Consider the following 20,141-nt stretch of genomic DNA (forward strand, 5'->3'; position numbering starts at 1 on the left):
GTCTTTTTTGGGACGGGGAGACTTACTTGTCGTGAAGGACGGTGCCGAGGAAGTCGGTGTCGAAGGGCACGGCTTCGGCAAAGGCGTAGTCGCCGTCGCTGGCGATGAGCAGGTAGTTTTCCTCGCCGCTGAACTTCGCATCGCCACATGGGACCACCCAGGCGTGGACGAATACCTCGAGTGCCGTGGCAGCGCAGTCGCGAAGGAACGTCACATCGCTCCCCTCGTTTGCGCTCACGACATTGGCCACGTAGATACCCCCGGGGTTCAGGCTGCCCCGCACCAGGCGCAGCGCCTCAACGGTCGCCAGCTCGCGCACGGGCTCGGCACCGCCAAAGCAATCGCTCACGACCACGTCGTAGCGACGATGGCCCACGCTCGTCACACCCAGATACGAGCGAGCCTCAGCGGTAATCACCCGCAGGCGATCGCCCACCGCGCGCTCCAGTTCATCCAGATAGAACCAACGGCGCGCCAAGCGCGTTATCTCTCCGTCATACTCGATGACGTCCATGCGCAGGCCCTCGTGCGACATCAGCGCAAACTTGGGATAGGCAAACCCGCCGCCGCCCAGCATGAGCATACGGTCGATACCATGCCCGTAAGCATCACGCATTGCGTCCTCGGCCTCAAACACATCGTCAAATGCACGATAGTACGCAAAGACGGGCTCCGCCCAACGATCGCCAACATAGCTCGCGCTTTGGTAGACGCCGCCCTGTACGAGCACGCGGACCTCGTCACCGCTCTCGTCGTGCACACGCTTCACACGTGCCAACCCGTTGCGGGTCCTCGCGACCTGCAGACAGGCAGCACGAACAGCGACAGCGGCCGCACCAAGCGCCGCGGCTCCCAGAGCAACGCCGGCAACGACGCCGGCAGAAACACTCGGCTTGTTCATCTAGAGCTCCTTTTGCAGATAAAGGCCATGGTCATAAAATCCAAGATGGCGATAGTACTCGCGCGTACCGATCGCGCTGATCACGTTGATGTACGTATAGCCAGCGTCCCGAGCTATCTGGCACGCACGCTCCACGAGCAAACGTCCCAATCCATGGTGCTGCGCTGCCTGGCCCTGATCGCCCACGCGCGCCGCCATGCCATACACGTGCACCTCACGAATCATCGCCTCGTCCGGCATCGTCGGCAGCTCGTCCGCATGTGCGGCAACAAAAGCGCGATCGGGCAGCGACAACCGCAAAAAGCCCGCGATCTTGCCCCGCGGCGTCACCCACTGCAAAAAGCGCTCGTAAGTCACCGGCGTCTCGTACGCTACTTCCTCATCAAGAGATAGCTCATCCAAGTCGGCACCCGCCGTGCTAATCTCGCGATAGCGGATTTCACGCACCGTCGCACCGTCACCCCGAGCAGCCAGGCGGTTCTCGACGAGCTGACGCAGGTTGGGCTTCTTGTTGCCCACCATGATGTCATCGGAACTAAAGTCGCGAATCATGCGGCTGATGCGGCAGAACGCCGGCGTCACCACGATGTCATCGGCCAGCACATCGAGCAGTTCTTCCTCGGTATAGGGGCGCCACTCGCCGCGCTCGTAGCAGCCCACCAGGCGCGAGCCCTCGATGAGCGCACACGGGTAGACCTTGACCTCGTCGGGCATAAAGGTCCCTTCGGTCATAAAGCGCTCGTAGTCGCGCTTGTCCCCCTCGGGTGTGGCGCCCAGCAAGTTGAGCATAAAATGAGCGTGGATCTTAAAGCCAAATAGGCGCGCGAGCGAAAACGCCCGCTCGATCTGTGTCACCGAAATGCGGCGCTCGTTGATATCGAGTAGATGCTGGTCAAGGCTTTGGATGCCCATCTGTATCTTGGTGCAGCCCAGGCGGCGGATGAGCGTGAGCGCCTGCGGCGTTACGGCATCGGGGCGCGTCTCGATAACGAGTCCCACCACGCGATGCTTCGCCGTCTCGTTAATGCGCTGCTGACGCTCGAGCTCCTCCATCGTTGCCGTCTGCCACTCGGTGACCTCGCCCCACGGCGTACCGGGGCCGTACAGACGACGCACCGCACGGTTATAGCCGCCCACGGCAGCATCCACACGCCCCTGCTCGTCGGCAACGCCGCTCGCAAGCTCAACCTCATCGGTCGCAATACCGGCAGCGCGATAGCGCTCGCGGCGCTCTGCTACCACAGGCGGCAGGGCATCGGCAGGAGCGTCATCGAGCAGACGCCCCGCCTCGGCACGGCTGATGCCCGGACGCGCCAACATGGGGTTGGCCGCCACGCCCGCCACCGCATCATCATTGAGCGCACGGAAGAGCTCCGACGTAAACCATGCCTGATACCCTTGCGGATAGTCGCTCCAGGTACCGCCGAGCACGATGAGCTCAATCTTATCAGTCGCATGTCCCATCTGCGAAAGCGCCGTCAAACGGGCGCTCACCTGCAGATACGGGTCGAAGCAGTTTTGCTCCGCACGGGCGCACGCGGGCTCGGCATGCAGATAGCTTTTGGGCATGCGCAGGTCGTTAGGACAAAACAGGCAATCGCCCGAGCACGGCCAGGGCTTGGTGATGACGGTAATGGTCGCCACGCCCGAGGCCGTTCGGCGCGGTTTCATGCGCAGCACCTGCAGCAGCTGACGCTCCAGCTCGGCATCGACATTCCATGCCGCCCAACGAGCCGGCTCCTCACGTTTAACCCGCTGGTAGAACGGCAGCAGTCGGCGCTTGGCCAGGTCTCGTTTGTCGGCACCCTCGCGGCGCGCCTCGGCATGTATCAGTTTGACGAGGGTCTTGTCGTCCACGGCCTCGCCACGACGCAGGACCTCGAGTATGTTCAAGATAATCTGTTCCATGTCCCCATTGTAAAGGCAAAGGCGCCGGAGCCAACCTCAGCCCCGACGCCTCCATCAAAGAGCACGCCTATATGCAGCGGTCTCCGAAAACCGCATGTCACTCCGAATCAAACGACATGTCGCCCGAACCGACCTTAAAACGATACGTGGCAGACTTATCACCGTTGTCGAATTCAAGATTCAATATGGTCTCGCCATCGTAGCCAAGCGGAAGGAAATCGCTCTCGAAGTCACCGCTGCCCACGGTAAGGCTCGCCTTAAAGCCCGTAGAGTTCGGAACCGTTATCTCCACATCGCCCGAGTCCACGCTTACGTCCATCGACTTCGCGGGGGCCTGGTGGAGCTCGAACGTCGCATCGCCCGAACCTACCTTGGCATTCAGGGCGTCGGTTACAGTGCCCGCAAACTCAACGTCTCCCGAGTCCAACGTCAGGTTGAGGTCATGGCACGCAATGTCCGTGACCGTCAGGTCTCCCGATTCTACATTCGCTGTAATGCCCACCATGTTATCGGCAACTTCGCGCGGCAGTTCGACGGTTACCGTGCGGTCAATGGCGCGCTCGTCATCGCAATCGAACTGGCGAAGCTTGAGCGTAGAACCCTTAACCTCGGCCAGATTCTGGGTTGCCGCATCGTAAGCAGCTACTCCTTTTGCGACGCGGCCACTCTCGATGACACGTACCGGCCCGTCGGAAACGCATTTGATCTCAACCGTACCCGACGTCACATCCAAGTCAAGGGATGTGAACGCGTCGGCATCAAACGTTTCCTTCGAAAGCTGTTGAGGCCGAGCGGAATAGTTACCGCTATTCAAGGAATCGTCCTCGTCAAACGCATCGCCCATACCAGACAAGCCGGATACAACATCGTCGAAATCCCACGGTCCATCAAAATGAATCAAAGTCCACGAAGTGCCGAAGACAAGTCCGATGATAAGCACAAACGCTCCGATGCCGACACCCAAGCGCCTCTTAGACTCATGCGAGAGCTTCATCATTCACCACCTTCTTTGGCACTCGGCTCAGCGGTGGCCGCGGCAGCCATGTCAGCGTCAACCGCAGTGGAAACGTCCTCCCCCTTAGTCCTAGCGACCGCCGGCGCCGGACCAACCTGAATATCCCCGCGCGCCCAATCGCCATCGAGCGCACGTGCCACCCAGTGATAGATGGGGATCGTAAAGAAAATCAGCGCGGCAAAGGGGCCGGCGCCAAACGAGAACATCAGCAAAAAGAACAGCAGCCAGCACACGGCCCAATACGGGAACGACTGGAACGGGCCCTTCACCGGAGTCGAGCCAACTGCGCCGCCACTCGTCACCTGCGCCGTAGCGGCATTGGCGGCTTGTGCACTCCAGCTTGCCGCTTGCGCCGCCTTGGCGGCGGCATCACTCGCCTGCGTTGCCGCCTCGGTAGCACGTGCCGCCGCCTCATGGGTACGGGCGCGCTCCGCTGCCTCGGCCTCGCGCTGACGGGCGCGGTCCTCGTTCTCAAACTCGATATCGTCCTCGATCTCATCGCTCGGATTGAGGAGCTCGTCCAGGCTCACGCCATAGAGTTTTGCGAGCGAGATCAGGTTCTCGGTATCGGGCGAGCTCTCCGCGCGCTCCCATTTACTGACCGCCTGGCGCGACAGTCCCAGCTTTCGTGCAAGCCCTTCTTGGCTAAAACCCTTGCTGCGACGAAGGTCGGCGAGCCGCTGCGCAGTTTCTACATTCATGGTTCCTCCTATATGATGCCAGCCGTGCCGCCGGACCGTTTTTGTTCTTAAGGCGCCTTGCACAGTTAAAAATCTATCCGCCACCGCCAAAAGCATGCCACCTATTCTAGTGAGATTTTTGACAACCGGCGGTTGCGGGCACATATGAGCTGCGGAAATGTGTCCAAACAAAGCAATGACCCGCAGCTCGGTTGTCCCCGTTGCAGCGTTAACGGTAGTATGGTCGTACTGTTTATTCCGCACCGCCAACGGAGGGAGTCCCGCGCCGTGAACCGCGATTTCGCCTCATCGCTCATCCAGCTCAACAATACGTTCTATCGCGAGCACTCCGCCTCCTTTTCCGATACACGCCAGGCTCCGTGGCCCGGCTGGGTGCGCACTATGGACATCGCACTCGGGCAGCTCGATGTAGCCACGATAGAGCATCCCGTCCGCGTCTTCGATCTTGCCTGCGGCAATATGCGATTCGAGAACTTTGCCGCCGGCGGCACGCTGGCTGCCAAGGGCGTCGACGGCGCGAGCCCCTCGGCAGATGCCAACTGCCCATTTGAGTTCTATGGTGTCGACTCGTGCCAGGACCTGGCCATAGATGCGCGCGGCCACGCCCTGCGCATCCCCAACCTGCACTTCCAGGAGCTCGATGTGCTCGATGCCCTCATGAAGCTCAACCCCGCCGAGACACCCGACGTGCTTTTCGACGCCCCGCTCGCCGACATCTCGGTCTGCTTTGGCTTTATGCACCACGTGCCGTCGTGCGAGTACCGCGTACGCGTGCTCGACGCCCTGGTGCGTCAGACGCGCCCGGGCGGCATCATCGCCATCAGCTTTTGGGAGTTTATGAACGACGAGCGCATGGCGCGCAAGGCCGTTCGAGCCGAAGCCCGCGCCGAGCTCACCCCGCCGTTTGAGGGTTACGATTCCGCGCAGTTTGAAGCCGGCGACCACCTCATTGGCTGGCAAAACGACCGCCACGCCTACCGCTATTGTCATCACTTTGACGATCAACAGATCACCGACCTGGTGCGCGGCGTCCGAACGTTCTACAAGAGCGGCGAGGTCCCCGTGCGCGAGCTTGAGCGCTTCCATGCCGACGGTCGCAGCGGCGATCTCAACCGCTATGTGATCCTCAAGCGCCTGTAGGAACCTGCGGTTCGTTTTGAGCGGCGCTGCCGCAAAAGACCACATTGCGTCCACCCTTTCCAACGCATCGCCGAAACGTGCAGCTATGCGTTCCGCACTTATGACTAAGGAGCCTCATGGGAGCCGTTCACGTTCGCACGCCTAAGAACTTTGTGCTCGAGGAGCGCCTGGAGCGCTACGCCGATGCCATCGAGACGAGCCCCGAGAGCTATGCCGGACATTGGCGTGAAGCATGTACGCCGGCTGGTGGCAAGCCCTTCGAGCATCTTCACCTGGATCTTGGCTGCGGCAAGGGAACATACCTTGTAGAGCGCGCGGCCCACGAGCCAAACACCCTCTTTATCGGCATGGACCAGGAGCCCATCTGCATCGCCTATGCCGCCCAGAAGATTTGCGAGCAGGAGCTGTCCAACGCACTCGTCCTGCCCCGAGGTGCCGCATCGCTGCCGCAGCTGTTTGCCGCAGGCGAGCTCGATGCCATCTCCATCAACTTTCCCACGCCGCAGCCCAAGGCCAAGTACGCCAAAAAACGACTCGTCCATGTCGACCATCTGATGCTCTATCGCCCGCTCTTTGCAGCCGGCGCCACCGTCACACTGCGATCCGACAGTAAGCCATTGCGCGACTACGCCCTGGGGCAGTTTGCCGCGGCCGGCTACGACACGCTTTGGGTAAGCGACGACGTCCGCCGCGACCATCCCGAGCATCCCGAGACCGAGTACGAGCGCCGCACGCGCGAGATGGGTGCCGTCGTCTATGGCATTTGCGCCACACCCGGCACGCAGCCCAGCGATGAACAGCTCGCGGCGGGCCGAGCGCAGGAGCAAAGCCTTGCGTGCTACCTGCCCGAAAACCTCGATGAGCTCGCCTATGTACCCCTGGGCATGGAAGAGGCCGTTGAGAACTTTAAAAACCGCGCCCGCAAGGGCAAAAAGCGCCTGCCTCAGGAACGCTAGTACCGCGCGCCCATTTCCTGCATTTTCTTGCCTGCGAACGCATCGATGCGACGCTACGCCATAATAGTTGGCGGACAAACGGCGAGAGAAAGCAGCCACATGGCACAGACCACGACAGATACCGCCGCCAGCACCGTCTCCGGCGCCGGCGCCGCCAGCTCATTCTCGGGCGGCACGGGAACCGAAGCCGAGTTCGGCTCGCTCGGCGCGCTCTCCCCCACCTGGTGGGAGCCCGAGGACGGCAGCGAGCCCGAACCATGGCTCACGCCCGATCAGGCCTTTGAGCGCTTCTTTGAATGGACGAGCGATCGCGGCATTGAGCTGTGGGATCACCAAGAAGAGGCTCTCATGGACCTGGCCGCCGGAGATCACGTCATTTTGGGCACGCCGACCGGATCGGGTAAATCGCTCGTCGCGCTGGGCATGCTCTTTATGGGCATGGCACAGGGCAAGCGCTGTTATTACACGGCCCCTATCAAGGCCCTGGTCAGCGAAAAGTTCTTCGACCTTGTGCAGGTGCTCGGCCGAGATAACGTCGGTATGATCACCGGCGACACGCATATCAACACCAAGGCGCCCGTCATCTGCTGCACGGCAGAGATCCTTGCCAACGACGCACTGCGCGAGGGCGAAGATGCCGATGTCGGCTGCGTGGCCATGGACGAGTTCCACTACTTTGCCGACCCCGACCGCGGCTGGGCCTGGCAGGTGCCGCTGCTCACCCTGCCTCACACGCAATTCATGCTCATGAGCGCCACGCTCGGCGATGTCACCGCGATCGCCGCCTCGCTCGAGGAACACACCGGCGCTACCTGCGACTTGGTCGTCGATGCCCCGCGTCCCGTTCCGCTGAGCTACGACTATGTGACGACCTCCCTCGAGGGCACGGTCGAGCTCGCCATGCGCCGCGGCGAGGCCCCGCTCTATATCGTGCACTTTAGCCAGGACGCCGCACTTGCGACGGCGCAATCCCTCGCCAATTTTGGCATCGCCAGCAAGGAGCAGCGCGAGGCCATTAAGGAAGCCGCCAAGGGCACGAGCTTCTCCACGGCCTTTGGCAAGATTCTCAAGCGCTTGCTCGGATGCGGCGTCGGCGTGCACCATGCTGGCATGTTGCCGCGCTATCGCCTGCTGGTCGAGCGTTTGGCGCAGCAGGGTCTGCTGCCCGTCATCTGCGGTACCGATACGCTCGGCGTCGGCATCAACGTACCCATCCACACCGTGGTGCTCACCGCGCTCACCAAGTTTGACGGCTACAAGATGCGTCGTCTGCGCGCCCGCGAGTTCCATCAGATTGCCGGTCGCGCCGGCCGCTCGGGCTTCGATACCGAGGGCATGGTCATCGCCGAGGCACCCGAGCACGAGATCGAGAACGCCAAGCTCATGGCCAAGGCGGGCGACGACCCCAAAAAACTCCGCAAGATTAAAAAGAAGAAGGCCCCCGAAGGCTTTGTCACCTGGAACAAGCAGACCTTTGAACGCCTGATCGAGACGCAGCCCGAAACGCTCAAGCCGCGCCTTCGCATCACACACTCCATGGTGATTAGCGTAGTCGAGCAGGGCGGCGACGCTCGCACCCGCGTGCACGACCTCATCGAGACAAGCCTGCAAACGCCCGAGGAAAAGGCAAAGCTCGAGGTTCGTGCCGACGAGATCTTCGCCACGCTCATCGACTCCGGCGTCGTCGTGCGCACCGAGGTGCCGCCCGCGCCCGATGCTCCGGCTGACACCGTGCCGGGCATCGACTACGCGCTGACGGTCGACCTGCCCGAGGACTTTGCGCTCGACCAGCCGCTCTCGCCGTTTTTGCTTGCCGCGCTGGAGCTGCTCGACCCCGAGAGTGAGACCTATACCATGGACCTCATCTCGATGGTCGAGGCTACGCTCGAGGACCCCAAGCAGGTATTGCGCGCACAGGAGCGCGCCGCGCGCGACCGCGCGATGGCCGAAATGAAGGCTGACGGCGTCGAATATGAGAAACGCCTGGAGCGCATCCAGGATGTCACCTACGAAAAGCCGCTCGAGGACTTGCTCGATGCCGCCTTCGACAAGTACTGCCAGGAAGTGCCCTGGGCCAACGACTACCAGCTCTCGCCCAAGAGCGTCCTGCGCGACATGCTGGAGAGCGCGAGCGACTTTAAGGGCTATATCCAAAAGCTCGGCATCGCCCGCTCCGAGGGCATTCTGCTGCGCTACTTAGCCGAGGCCTACCGTTCTCTCGACCGCACCGTGCCCATCGAAAAGCGCGACGAGCGCCTGCGCGACATTATCTCGTGGTTGGGCTTTGTGGTGCGCTCGGTGGACTCGAGCCTGGTGGACGAGTGGGAGAACGCCGGCAACCCGGCAGCCCTCGATGCCGCGCCGCCACAAGGCATCGACGAGGTCGTGGCGGACCGCCGCGGCTGCACGCTGCTGGTGCGCAACGCGCTCTTCCGCCGCGTGACCCTTGCCGCTCGCGAGCACGTTCGCGACCTGGGCGAGCTCGACGACGACTGGGGCATGAGCGAGATCCGCTGGCAAAAGGCGCTCGATGCCTACCACGAGCAGCACGAGGAAATTCTCACCGATGGAGATGCCCGCAGTGCCGCGATGTTTTCCATCGATGAGTCCGATGAGAAGACCGCACACGTGTGGCACGTGCACCAGATCTTTGCCGACGAGGATGGCGACCACGACTTTGGCATCATGGGCGATGTCGATCTGGACGCCACGCAAGACGGCGGCGAGGTCATCTTCAAAAACTACCGCGTCGGCTTTATCGAGGACCTGCTCGAGGACTAGCCGAACATACTGGAACGAAACAAACGGGGCCGTTGGCAATATCGCCAGCGGCCCCGTTTTTGCACTATATGCTATGCCTTATTCGGCATCCTCAACCTCATACGAATCCGCCTCGGCTGGCTCATCGCCTGTCTCGGACGTTGCCTCGCGCGCTTCGTCAAACGCTGCTTTCATGGTCTTGTTGCCCCACGTGAGCTTGCGAATGGTAAGCTCATCGGCCTTGTTGTGGGCCAGGCGCAGATTCTCGGTGCTGCGGCGCAAATCGTCCTTGGTCTTCTCGAGCTGCTTGATGGCGGCATCGATTTCCTTGATTGCCGACTCGAATTGCTTACTCGCCAGGTTGTAGTTGCGCGAGAAGCCGTCCTTGAACTTCTCCATCTTGGCCTCGAAGTTCGTGACGTCGATATTCTGCTGTTTGTACTCCGCCAGCTCCTGCTTATAGTGCAGCGAACCCATGGCGGCGTTGCGCAGCAGCGTAATCATGGGAATGAAAAACTGTGGGCGAATCACGTACATCTTCTCGTAGCGGTAGCTCACGTCCACGATTCCCGCGTTGTAAAGCTCGCTCTCGGGCTCGAGCAGTGTGCAGAGTACCGCGTACTCACAGCCCTTTTGGCGGCGATCGTGATCGAGTTTCTTAAAGAAGTCCTCGTTTTTGTGTTTGGTCGCAGTCTCGTCGTTCTCATTTTTCATCTCGAACATGATCGAGATGATCTCGTTGCCGCTCGCGTCGCACTCGCGGAAGATAAAGTCGCCCTTGGTGCCCTCGGACGCATCGTTGTCTTTCTCGAAGTACGCATTAGGAAACGCGGTCATACGCAAACGATTGAACTCAGTCTCGCAGTGCTGCTCGAGCGACTCGCCCACCATCTTGGTGGACAGGCGAACCTTCATGTCCTTAAGGCGCTCAATCTCTTCATCCTTGTAGCGAATTAGGTCATCGCTCGCGCGCTTGGCCTGCGCAAGCTCAAGCTCATGTGCCGCCTTGGCCTGTTCCTCGCGAGAATCGCGCACTGCCAGCTCACTCGTCAGCTTGGCACGTGCCTCATCGCGCTCTCGCTCCGCCGCGGCGACCGCCTCTGATAGGTTCATTTTGGCCGTCAGCTCCTGTTCGCGCAGCCGTGCGCGTAGGCCCTCGGCCTCCTGCTCAGACTGAGCCTTTGCGGCAGAAAACTTCTCCTGCACCTTCGCGCGGTAGTCTGTGAGTATGCGTTCGGCCTCGCTACGAGCGGCATCGAGTTCACGCCGCGACTCTGCCGCGGCAGCGGCAAGCGCCATCTCCTGGGCCTTGTCCGCCGCAGCAAGCTTGGCCTGCAGCTCGGCAATCTGGGCATCACGTGCAGCTACATCGTTTTGAGCAGCATTGCGCGCCGCCGACTCGGCAAGCTTGGCTTCGTCATCCTTGCGCCCCAGCTGCGCACGCAAGTTGTCGATTTCGCGCTGGAGCTCGGCGTTCTCCTTTTGAGCGTCGGCACGGGCCTCAACCGCCGCGCGCTGGCTTGCACTCTCGCGCTCTGCGGCAGCGCCCTCGAGCTTGGCACGCAATTCGGCAAGCTCGGCATCACGCTTGGCAACCTCTTGTGCCAGCTCCTGAGCCGCGGCGTTTTTCTGCTCGGCAAGTTGAGCGCTACGCTGAGACTCCACCTCCTGCAGGGCGGCCGTCGAACGAGAGCGCTCAAGCTCCAACGCCTGCTCCCCCTCACGCTGGACGGCCTTTACACGCTCATCAAGATCGCGCGAGAACTCGGCATCGCGCACCTGCTTGACGATATCCGCATAACCGGACGCATCGACCTTAAAAACTTCGCCGCAATGCGGGCACTTGATCTCGTTCATAGCAGCTCCTCGATGGACGCAAATTTCAACCTTCTACACTCTACCGCGCCACGCGGACAAAAAAGGCGCCGCAGCCATAATGGCAACGGCGCCAGATCCACCGCGAGGGTGCCTATCCCCTTTGTGGTGGCTTGGGTCCTTACAGGTCGCGGTAGTCGATCAGGCGAAGATCGGATTGAGACTCAAGCCAAGCGCGAAGCTCGGGGTCGATCAGCGCATCGACTTCCTTGGTGCGATCGGTCGTAAGCGAGCTGTTCTCCAAGATAAAACGATCGAGATAGCCCGGATGGCACACAAAGACGACCGTCTCGCCGTCCGCCATCTCGCGAATCGTCCGCATAATCGAGTCCTTGGGTTCGTAGCCCGGCTCCATCGAGTGCATCACCATGCGCAGGTCGGTGGCGCCGCATCGCACAACCGCCGTGGGGTCGAAGCTCGCCTTCTGTTCCTTAAGGCCCAGTTCCTGAGCAACCGCCGAGATCGCTCGGTTAAGGTTTTTGCTCATGACGGCATGGGCCTCAAAGTAATCGGGTTCGCGGCCCACAATCTCTACAAAGCGGTCATGCTGCGCGCGGATCTCGATGCAGGCCTCATCAAAGTCGATCAGTTCTTCGCCGCGCTTAAAATGCTCGCGGAAGGTACGGCTACTATGGAACTCACCGCTCTCGTTGAGCATACTCGGAATGAGCTCCGGGTCGGCACACGGCTTGCCCAGGCACACGTTGGTATGCTGGCCCACCGCAATGCCGGCGTCCGCCACGAGCGACCAGCCACGCTCGGCCTCGGGCATATTGGGCATCAAGCCCGCCGAGCGCACCAGACCCTCATTGATGCTGCGGGCAATCCCCAGGTTAACGGCATACGAATAACCGATATCGTCGGCACGAATGATCAATTGCTTCATAGCGACTCCAATCTATGCAAGGACCACCACAAAGGTGCCTGTCCCCTTTGTGGTGGTTTGAGGGCTACAGTCCAAAGAAGCCGAGAATCTGGTCGCGGCTAACGGGCTTGTAGTTGTTGGCATCGAGGCCAACGTCGTAGCGAAAGATAGGGCGCTCGCGATCGCGATTGCGCGCGTTGGTGCGGTCTCCCCTACTGTGAATGTGCCCGTGCAGCATGATGGCGCCGCGCGCCTTGCCATTCCAGCTGAGCATGGGGTAATGGCTCATTACCAGGCGATGGCCCTTAGCGTAACCGGGGGCGACCTCCAGATAATCGCGCACCTCATCCCAAATGTGCGGCGCGTCCGGATCTCCCCAATCGCCATCATGGTTACCACGGATGAGCGTCACGTTCTGGCATTCGATGCGCTCGCGCAGGCGCACTGCCTCCGCCATGGGCAAACGATACGTAAAGTCTCCCAGGATATAGAGGCGGTCGTCCACAGCCACGCACTCATTGATGGCATCGATGACCTTGCGGTTCATCTCCTCGACCGAATCAAACGGTCGATCCATGTCGTGCAAGATATTCGTATCGCCCAGGTGCAGGTCGGCGGTAAACCACATCATCGTCTCTGTCCTCATTTCGCAACGCGTATAAGACCTGTTTAGTATACAGACGCGGCGATGAGACAGTCACCCAAAGAGCCCGCCGAACAGACCTCGGCGACGCTTGTCCTGCTTTTTCGAAGCGTCATCCTGAGCCTTCTTGCCCTGTCGCTTTTTACGATCTTGTTCCAGCTCATCGTCATCGAGCAGTAAATCCCACTCAAACGGATCATCCGTCAAATCGAACAGGTCATCGTCATCAAACATGATTGCCTCCCTTACCGATTAGCGAGCATCCACAACATAGTTGAGAAGTCTACGGGCCCGTGCGGACACAAATTCATCCTGTCTGCGTCTTTCAATCGTTTGCCGCAACGCTTGCGCGACGGAACGCTTGCAGATAAGATAGGAACACGGATGGCACCCGTGGCAGCGGGTCTTGCCAACTCCGATACACGTTTTCATCGTGAGAAGTGGCCGTCTTCGCTTACGCGGGGACGGCCACTTTGTTTATCCCTATGTCATCTGATTCTAATGCACAAACATGCGCACGAACTTGTGCTTCCAGCTTGCGTAAGGGGCATAGCGGAACGGCACGTCCAGCCACGTTGCCTTGTTCACGATGCTCTTCTTGTGGCTAAACGTATCGAAGCTCTCGCGTCCATGGTACTGTCCCATACCGCTCGCCCCCATGCCGCCAAAGCCCATATGGCTCGTGGCCAAATGCATAATGGTGTCATTAACACAGCCACCACCAAAGGGCACGTAACGCACAAAGCGCTGCTGAACCTCACGGTCCTGGCTAAAGATATACAGGGCCAGCGGCGTCGGACGATCCGTAATAAACGTCTCGGCCTCGTCTAGGCTCTCAAACGTCAGCACCGGCAAGATGGGGCCGAAAATCTCCTCCTGCATCACGGCGTCATCGGGGGACACGCCGTCCAAAATCGTCGGCTCGATCTTGAGCGAAGCCTCGCGCGCGGCGCCTCCAAGCACAACCTTATCGGGATCGATCAGCCCGCGCACGCGCGCAAAATGCTTGGCGTTGACGATATGCCCGTAATCCTCGTTATCGAGCGGATGTTCACCAAACATACGGCGAGCCTCTTCCTTGATGAGGCCCAGCAGCTCGTCGTGCACGCGCGTATCGACCAGCAGGTAGTCGGGCGCCACGCAGGTCTGCCCCACGTTGAGCCATTTACCAAAGGCGATACGGCGTGCCGCGACCTTCAAGTTAGCCGTCGCATCCACGATGCAGGGACTCTTTCCGCCCAGCTCAAGCGTCACGGGTGTGAGGTTTTTACTTGCACGCTCCATGACGAGCTTGCCGACCGGAACGCTACCGGTAAAGAAGATCTTGCCCCAGCACTCATCGAGCAACGCTTCGTTTTCGGCACGCCCGCCTTCGACGACCGTCACCAAGCGCGGATCAAATGCCTCTTCACAGATTTGCTTGAGCACCGCGCTCGATGCCGGAGCATAGGCACTCGGCTTGATAACCACGGTGTTACCCGCGGCGAGCGCGCCGGCGAGCGGCTCGAGCGTCAGTAAAAACGGGTAGTTCCACGGAGCCATGATGAGCGTGACGCCATAGGGCACGGCTTGCGTTTTGCACACGCTCACGGCGTTAGCGAGGTCGCACGGACGCAGGCGCGGACGACTCCATCGCGCCACATGAGCGATCTGATGACGAATCTCGGAAAGCGACGTGCCGATCTCGCACATATAGGCCTCGTCATGCGACTTTCCCAAATCGGTCTTGAGCGCATGGGCAATATCGGCCTCGTGGGCCCGCACCGCATCGCGTAAACTCACGAGCGCACGACGTCGAGCATCGACATCAAACGTGGCGTGCGTCTTAAAGTAGGCGCGTTGATCGCCGACGATGCGCGCAATTTCCTCGGTGTTCATGGACCCTCCTAGTTCTCGTCCTCAAACATACCACCTGCAACAACTTCGTACATATGCTCGAGCTCCAGGCGGTCCATCAAAAGCGGAACGGGGTACAGCGGATTGGCCTCGGCATCGGCATGTGCCGCCATTTTGGGAATGTCGGAGCGGCGAATGCCCGTCACATATTCGGGAATGCCCAAGGCGGCGTTCATGCGGTCGACCCAATCGATAAATGCCTCGGCAGCCAGGCTATCCTGCGCGTTAGCCGGCGCAATGCCCGCCATGCGAGCAAGATCGGCAAGCTTGGGGGCGGCGGCGTCACCATAAGCGCGAAGCATGTGCGGCAGGATGATCGCGTTGGCCAAACCGTGCGGAATTCCGTATCGGCCGCCCAGACTGTGCGCGATGGCATGCACATATCCAACATAGGAGCGCGTAAAGGCAACACCCGCCTTATACGCCGCCGAAAGCATATTGCGACGCGCACGCATGTTGTCGCCATGCTCATAGGCCTCGAGCAAATTGTCGTGGATGAGCTGCACCGCCTGTCGCGCCATCTTGCGCGTATAGGGCGTAGTGCTTCGCCCGATAAAGGCCTCGACGGCATGCGTCAGGGCGTCCATGCCCGTCTGCCCCGTAATGGAGGCGGGCAGACCGCGCGTAAACTCGGGGTCGTGCACCGCAAAGCGCGGGATGAGCACAAAGTCGTTGATGGGGTACTTGTAGTGCGTCTCGTCGTCGGTAATTACCGCTGCAAGCGTGACCTCGCTTCCCGTGCCCGCCGTGGTGGGAACGGCGATGAGCAGCGGCAGGCGACGATGAATGCGCAGCAGGCCGCGCATCTTGTTGATGGGCTTGTTTGGCTGCGCGATGCGTGCTCCCACGCCCTTGGCGCAGTCCATGGCCGAGCCGCCGCCAAAACCGATAATGGCCTGGCAGGCGCCCTCTCGATACAGGGACGCCGCTTCCTCCACGTTTGAGACCGTGGGGTTCGCTGATGTTTTGGCATAGACCGCAGCGCCAATTCCCTTGGACGCGAGCGCTGTCTCGAGCGGTACCGTGAGCCCCAGACGGGCGATGCCGGGATCCGTCACGATAAGAACATGCTGTATTGAACGCGCCTGAAGCACTGCGAGCACATCCTCGGCGTGCTCTAAAATGCGTGGCTCGGTATAGGGCAGCACCGGCAATGCGATGCGAAAAACCGTTTGATACGTTCGGCACCAGGCACGACGGGCTAGATGCATAAAGGAAGCTCCCTCATTTGTTGATGGGTCAACATTTGCTCGACCGATTGTACTCATCGGCGTCCGCATATGGCTTGCCAATCGTTAATCAATCAACATCTTCACATGCTTAAATTGTTTTATTAAAAATCATTCCTAATAGGCTTCACTTTTGGTTGCATTTATGGATAATAGAACCCGTCAAGACGCACGTCCGGAGAGGGCCCTTACGGGACCGGACAAGCGCCCCATCGCCATCGATCGAAAGGATCGAATCATGAAGTTTGTTTGCCCCGTTTGCGGTTATGTGGAAGAGTTCGACGGCGACCAGCTGCCCGAGGACTTCAAGTGCCCCCAGTGCGGCGTTCCCGGTTCTCGTTTCCTGAAGCAGGAGGAAGGTCAGCTCGAGTGGGCTGCCGAGCACGTCGTGGGCGTCGCCAAGATGGAGGGCGTCTCCGAGGACATCGTTGCCGACCTGCGCGCCAACTTTGAGGGCGAGTGCTCTGAGGTCGGTATGTACCTGGCCATGGCTCGCGTCGCTCATCGCGAGGGCTATCCCGAGATCGGCCTGTACTGGGAGAAGGCTGCCCACGAGGAGGCCGAGCACGCCGCCAAGTTCGCTGAGCTCCTGGGCGAGGTCGTGACCGACTCCACCAAGAAGAACCTCGAAATGCGCGTTGAGGCCGAGAATGGCGCCACCGCCGGCAAGACCGATCTTGCCAAGCGCGCCAAGGCCGCCGGCCTCGATGCCATCCACGACACCGTGCACGAGATGGCTCGCGACGAGGCTCGCCACGGCAAGGCTTTCGCCGGTCTGCTCAAGCGCTACTTTGGCTAAGCCAACCGCCTGAGACATAACCTCTAGCTCGATGAGGCCCGAACCGTATTGGTTCGGGCCTTTTTCGTGGGCTTATTGCAGCTGTTCCTGAAGGACGATGAGCGAATGAGGGCTCAGGTCGTCGTATTGTATGAGGACGCGAGATGGAGCGTTCTTAGTCGATGCCCGATCACCCGTCCACAGGCAATCGGCGATGTTGACATAGGAAATACGAGCGTCAGCGAGAGCCTTCGCGAAACTCTCCCCCGCCTTGTCCTCGGCCAGGGCAACAGTGCAGTAAAGGCCGGCGTCCGCGTACTCGATCGAGACTTCCCCTGCCGGAAATACCTTCCGCACAAGCGCCATCAGGCCATCGCGTGTCTCGCGAGCGCGAACGCGGACCCGGTTTACATGGCGCTCGTAATCGCCTGATTCCAGTAAACGAGCCAAAGCGACCTGGTCAACAGAACTCACCGACGAGGCGTAAAAACCAAGGTTGCGCCTAAACCGTTCCATCAGCTCATCGGGCAACACCATGTACGCCAAACGCAACGCCGATGAAAGGCTCTTCGAAAACGTGTTGGTATAGATGACCGATTGAGCGGCATCGATCGACGCGAGCGCGGGAATCGGCTTGCCGGCAAGGCGAAACTCACAATCAAAGTCGTCTTCGATGAGATACCGACCTGGCCGCTCGGCGGCCCAGCTCAGCAACGCATAGCGACGTGCAATGCTCGTCACAAGACCGGTCGGATACTGATGAGACGGCATCAGGTGAAGGACATCGGTCCCGGTTTTCTGCAGCGCGCTCAAGTCCACGCCCTCAGCATCCAACGGGACATGCCGCACTTCGCAACCCATGGCCTGATAGATGCGCGTCAAGCGCAAATAGCCTGGATCCTCGACGGCATACACCTTGTCCGCGCCAAGCAACTGAACCAACATGGTATCGAGCAGCTGGGCGCCCGCACCGATAACAATGTTGTTGGGGTCGACATTCATACCCCTCGTCCCGCGTAGATGGTGCGCAATCGCACGTCGCAGCCGAACGGTGCCCTGCGCCGGCGCGGGCGAAAAGATTTCACGTTCGTCTTCGGACGTCAGTGTCGCCCGTAGCGCGCTTTGCCAAAGCCGCGCCGCCTCCAAAGCGGAAGGAGAAAGCGCATCGAATCGCTCGACCTGTCCGTTGACATCATGCGCGCTGGGGCCCACGGAGGCGGCATCTCGGTCGATGTCCTCCGCAGCCGAAGCCAAAACCGGCGCATCCGGAAGTTCGCACGCGTAGTAGCCGCGCCGCGGCTTTGAGCAAATATAACCCTCGGCAAGCAACTGGCTATATGCATTCTCGATGGTAATGACACTAATTCCCAGATGACTGGCAAAGGCGCGCTTAGACGGCAGATGTTCCCCCGCCGCAATGTGTCCAGCTACGATATCATCTCGAATTTGCTGGTAAACATACTCATAGAGCGATGCTTCGCCGCGTTTTTCCAAATTGTAGTCAAGCACGAGCCTATCACCTGATCTTATAAAGTCATTCAGTCTGGTATTACTCTGACCTTGTTATTATCTCGAAAACTGAGTATTTCGCCATACCCAGCTCCCCGATAGGATGTTCCGTCAAGCAATGCACATGCCAACCAAGGGAGCAACCATGGCAGAACAGACCAGCAAGGCCGATCGCATCAAACTCAACCGCGAGCTCGCGCAGATGCTCAAGGGCGGCGTTATCATGGACGTCACCACGCCCGAGCAGGCACGCATCGCCGAGCAGACGGGCGCCTGCGCCGTCATGGCTCTCGAGCGCATCCCGGCCGACATCCGCGCCGCCGGCGGCGTGTCGCGCATGAGCGACCCCAAGATAATCAAGGGCATTCAAGAGGCCGTCTCCATCCCCGTCATGGCCAAGTGCCGCATCGGCCACATCGTCGAGGCGCAGGTCCTTCAAGCCATCGAGATCGACTACATCGATGAGTCCGAGGTTCTCTCCCCCGCCGACGATGTCTACCACATCGACAAAACCCAGTTTGACGTCCCGTTTGTCTGCGGTGCCCGCGACCTGGGCGAGGCGCTGCGCCGCGTCGCCGAGGGCGCCACGATGATCCGCACCAAGGGCGAGCCGGGCACGGGCGACGTGGTCCAGGCCGTGCGCCACATGCGCAAGATCCAAAAGCAGATCCGCGACGTTGTGGCTCTGCACGACGACGAGCTCTTTGAGGCGGCCAAGCAGCTGCAGGTTCCGGTCGAGCTGGTGCGCGAAGTCCACGCTACGGGCAAGCTTCCCGTCGTTAACTTTGCTGCCGGCGGCGTAGCAACCCCCGCCGATGCCGCGCTGATGATGCAGCTGGGCGCCGAGGGCGTTTTTGTCGGCTCGGGCATCTTTAAGAGCGGCGACCCCGCCAAGCGCGCAGCCGCCATCGTTAAGGCCGTGGCCAACTTCACCGACGCCAAACTCATCGCTGAGCTTTCGGAGGACCTGGGCGAGGCTATGGTGGGCATCAACGCCGACGAGATCGAGATCATTATGGAGGAGCGCGGGCGCTAGTCCGACAGAAAGGATCGCACATGAGCGATTACGCAGACCAGACGGTCGCCGTGCTGGCGGTCCAAGGCGCTTTTGCCGAGCACGAGGCGAGGCTGTCCGAGCTGGGCGCACGTTGTATTGAGCTGAGGCAGGCGGCTGATTTGAAGCAGAACTTTGACCGTCTGGTACTTCCCGGCGGCGAGTCTACCGTTCAAGGGAAGTTGCTTGCCGAGCTTGGCATGCTCGACGGGCTTCGAAGCCGCATCGCTGAAGGCATGCCCGTCCTGGGCACCTGCGCCGGCCTGATTCTGCTGGCTCACGACCTTGCCGCCCATGACGATAAGGGCACGCCGCGATTGGCAACCATGGATGTACTTGTCGAGCGCAATGCCTATGGCAGACAGCTCGGCAGTTTTCGCACCAAGGGACAGGTAGACGGCATCGACGGTGAAGTGCCGCTGACGTTTATCCGCGCGCCCCGCATCGTCGAAGTGCACGGCGACACTGAGGCCCTAGCCGAAGTCGACGGTCGCATCGTCGCCGCCCGCCAAGGCAACCAGCTCGGCGTCACCTTCCACCCCGAGCTCGACGAAGACACCCGCCTCCACGAACTGTTCCTGCAAATGTAGGTAGAACAAAAACGAGAGTGGATAATCTCCCACTTTGAGCTTGAATGCAGGCTCAAACCGGGAGATTATCCACTCTCATCCTATGTAGTCGTTGGGGACGTTCTTAAACGACTAGTCAAACAAGAACGTCCCCAACGACCATATTGCGATAGACGACCACGTTTGCCCAGATAAAACCGACCAAATAAACCTGTCCCCTTTTGGTAGGTTTGGATCAAGGCAACGCCGATGCCTTGGTACCGACAGCGAAAACCCGCCAGAGCGAGCAAGGTGCCTTGAAACGAGGCGGCATTGATCTTTTGATCATGCCGCCGAAGTTGA

At 60.3% G+C, this 20,141-nt stretch carries 17 protein-coding genes; 6 read left to right on the forward strand and 11 right to left on the reverse strand.

Annotated elements, in window-relative coordinates:
• Positions 1 to 22: 22 nt before the first annotated feature.
• The 4 genes from ACEG18_RS06740 to ACEG18_RS06755 all read right to left on the reverse strand — a co-directional run bounded on the left by ACEG18_RS06740 (position 23) and on the right by ACEG18_RS06755 (position 4,525).
• Complete coding sequence (locus ACEG18_RS06740; protein WP_372541892.1) at positions 23 to 901, reverse strand: spermidine synthase; 879 nt, start codon at positions 899 to 901, stop codon at positions 23 to 25.
• Positions 902 to 2,809, reverse strand: coding sequence for an elongator complex protein 3 (locus ACEG18_RS06745; protein ID WP_372541894.1), 1,908 nt, complete (start codon positions 2,807 to 2,809; stop codon positions 902 to 904). It lies immediately after the preceding gene.
• Positions 2,810 to 2,906: 97 nt separating this feature from the next.
• Positions 2,907 to 3,806, reverse strand: a complete 900-nt coding sequence (locus tag ACEG18_RS06750; RefSeq protein ID WP_372541896.1) for a DUF4097 family beta strand repeat-containing protein — start codon at positions 3,804 to 3,806, stop codon at positions 2,907 to 2,909.
• Complete coding sequence (locus ACEG18_RS06755; protein WP_099431392.1) at positions 3,803 to 4,525, reverse strand: helix-turn-helix domain-containing protein; 723 nt, start codon at positions 4,523 to 4,525, stop codon at positions 3,803 to 3,805. Before ACEG18_RS06755 ends, ACEG18_RS06750 begins: the two co-directional genes overlap by 4 nt.
• A 267-nt stretch (positions 4,526 to 4,792) precedes the next feature.
• On the opposite strand from ACEG18_RS06755, the gene ACEG18_RS06760 reads away from it, so the two are divergent.
• From ACEG18_RS06760 to ACEG18_RS06770, 3 genes are all read left to right on the forward strand, one after another.
• Positions 4,793 to 5,665, forward strand: coding sequence for a class I SAM-dependent methyltransferase (locus ACEG18_RS06760; protein ID WP_099431391.1), 873 nt, complete (start codon positions 4,793 to 4,795; stop codon positions 5,663 to 5,665).
• Positions 5,666 to 5,781: 116 nt separating this feature from the next.
• Positions 5,782 to 6,621 carry a tRNA (guanine(46)-N(7))-methyltransferase TrmB gene (trmB, locus tag ACEG18_RS06765; RefSeq protein ID WP_372541898.1) on the forward strand — a complete coding sequence of 280 codons (840 nt, stop codon included), beginning with the start codon at positions 5,782 to 5,784 and terminating at the stop codon, positions 6,619 to 6,621.
• Positions 6,622 to 6,720: 99 nt separating this feature from the next.
• Positions 6,721 to 9,402: a DEAD/DEAH box helicase gene (locus ACEG18_RS06770; RefSeq protein ID WP_372541900.1), complete on the forward strand. Its 2,682-nt coding sequence runs from the start codon at positions 6,721 to 6,723 to the stop codon at positions 9,400 to 9,402.
• Positions 9,403 to 9,480: 78 nt separating this feature from the next.
• Here ACEG18_RS06770 and ACEG18_RS06775 read toward each other — a convergent pair whose 3' ends face one another.
• The 6 genes from ACEG18_RS06775 to ACEG18_RS06800 form a co-directional block, all read right to left on the reverse strand.
• Entirely contained in the window at positions 9,481 to 11,238 is a 1,758-nt protein-coding gene (locus ACEG18_RS06775) for a DUF2130 domain-containing protein (protein WP_372541902.1), read from the reverse strand.
• A gap of 139 nt (positions 11,239 to 11,377) precedes the next feature.
• A complete protein-coding gene (locus ACEG18_RS06780) occupies positions 11,378 to 12,142 on the reverse strand; it encodes a ChbG/HpnK family deacetylase (protein ID WP_372541904.1) in 765 nt (254 codons plus the stop codon).
• Between the two features lie 64 nt (positions 12,143 to 12,206).
• Positions 12,207 to 12,752 carry a metallophosphoesterase gene (locus ACEG18_RS06785; RefSeq protein ID WP_372541906.1) on the reverse strand — a complete coding sequence of 182 codons (546 nt, stop codon included), beginning with the start codon at positions 12,750 to 12,752 and terminating at the stop codon, positions 12,207 to 12,209.
• 66 nt (positions 12,753 to 12,818) lie between these two features.
• Positions 12,819 to 12,998 (reverse strand): hypothetical protein, encoded by a 180-nt coding sequence (locus tag ACEG18_RS06790; protein WP_161194591.1) that lies wholly within the window; start codon positions 12,996 to 12,998, stop codon positions 12,819 to 12,821.
• Positions 12,999 to 13,262: 264 nt separating this feature from the next.
• Positions 13,263 to 14,642, reverse strand: a complete 1,380-nt coding sequence (locus tag ACEG18_RS06795) for an aldehyde dehydrogenase (protein WP_372541908.1) — start codon at positions 14,640 to 14,642, stop codon at positions 13,263 to 13,265.
• An 8-nt stretch (positions 14,643 to 14,650) separates the two neighbouring features.
• The gene (locus ACEG18_RS06800) at positions 14,651 to 15,871 is read right to left on the reverse strand and encodes an iron-containing alcohol dehydrogenase (protein WP_372541910.1); all 1,221 of its coding nucleotides are present in this window, start codon (positions 15,869 to 15,871) and stop codon (positions 14,651 to 14,653) included.
• 256 nt (positions 15,872 to 16,127) lie between these two features.
• Here ACEG18_RS06800 and ACEG18_RS06805 point away from each other — a divergent pair, with 256 nt between their 5' ends.
• The gene (locus tag ACEG18_RS06805) at positions 16,128 to 16,688 is read left to right on the forward strand and encodes a ferritin family protein (protein WP_022094328.1); all 561 of its coding nucleotides are present in this window, start codon (positions 16,128 to 16,130) and stop codon (positions 16,686 to 16,688) included.
• Between the two features lie 72 nt (positions 16,689 to 16,760).
• Here ACEG18_RS06805 and pdxR read toward each other — a convergent pair whose 3' ends face one another.
• Positions 16,761 to 18,176: a MocR-like pyridoxine biosynthesis transcription factor PdxR gene (pdxR, locus tag ACEG18_RS06810; RefSeq protein WP_372541912.1), complete on the reverse strand. Its 1,416-nt coding sequence runs from the start codon at positions 18,174 to 18,176 to the stop codon at positions 16,761 to 16,763.
• Positions 18,177 to 18,321: 145 nt separating this feature from the next.
• Here pdxR and pdxS point away from each other — a divergent pair, with 145 nt between their 5' ends.
• Together pdxS and pdxT are read left to right on the forward strand one after the other, a co-directional pair.
• Complete coding sequence (pdxS, locus tag ACEG18_RS06815) at positions 18,322 to 19,212, forward strand: pyridoxal 5'-phosphate synthase lyase subunit PdxS (RefSeq protein WP_372541914.1); 891 nt, start codon at positions 18,322 to 18,324, stop codon at positions 19,210 to 19,212.
• Between the two features lie 20 nt (positions 19,213 to 19,232).
• On the forward strand, positions 19,233 to 19,820 hold the full coding sequence (pdxT, locus tag ACEG18_RS06820; RefSeq protein WP_372541916.1) for a pyridoxal 5'-phosphate synthase glutaminase subunit PdxT: 588 nt from the start codon (positions 19,233 to 19,235) through the stop codon (positions 19,818 to 19,820).
• Positions 19,821 to 20,141 lie beyond the last annotated feature (321 nt).

The organism is Collinsella aerofaciens, assembly GCF_041537385.1.
Taxonomy (GTDB): domain Bacteria; phylum Actinomycetota; class Coriobacteriia; order Coriobacteriales; family Coriobacteriaceae; genus Collinsella; species Collinsella aerofaciens_BV.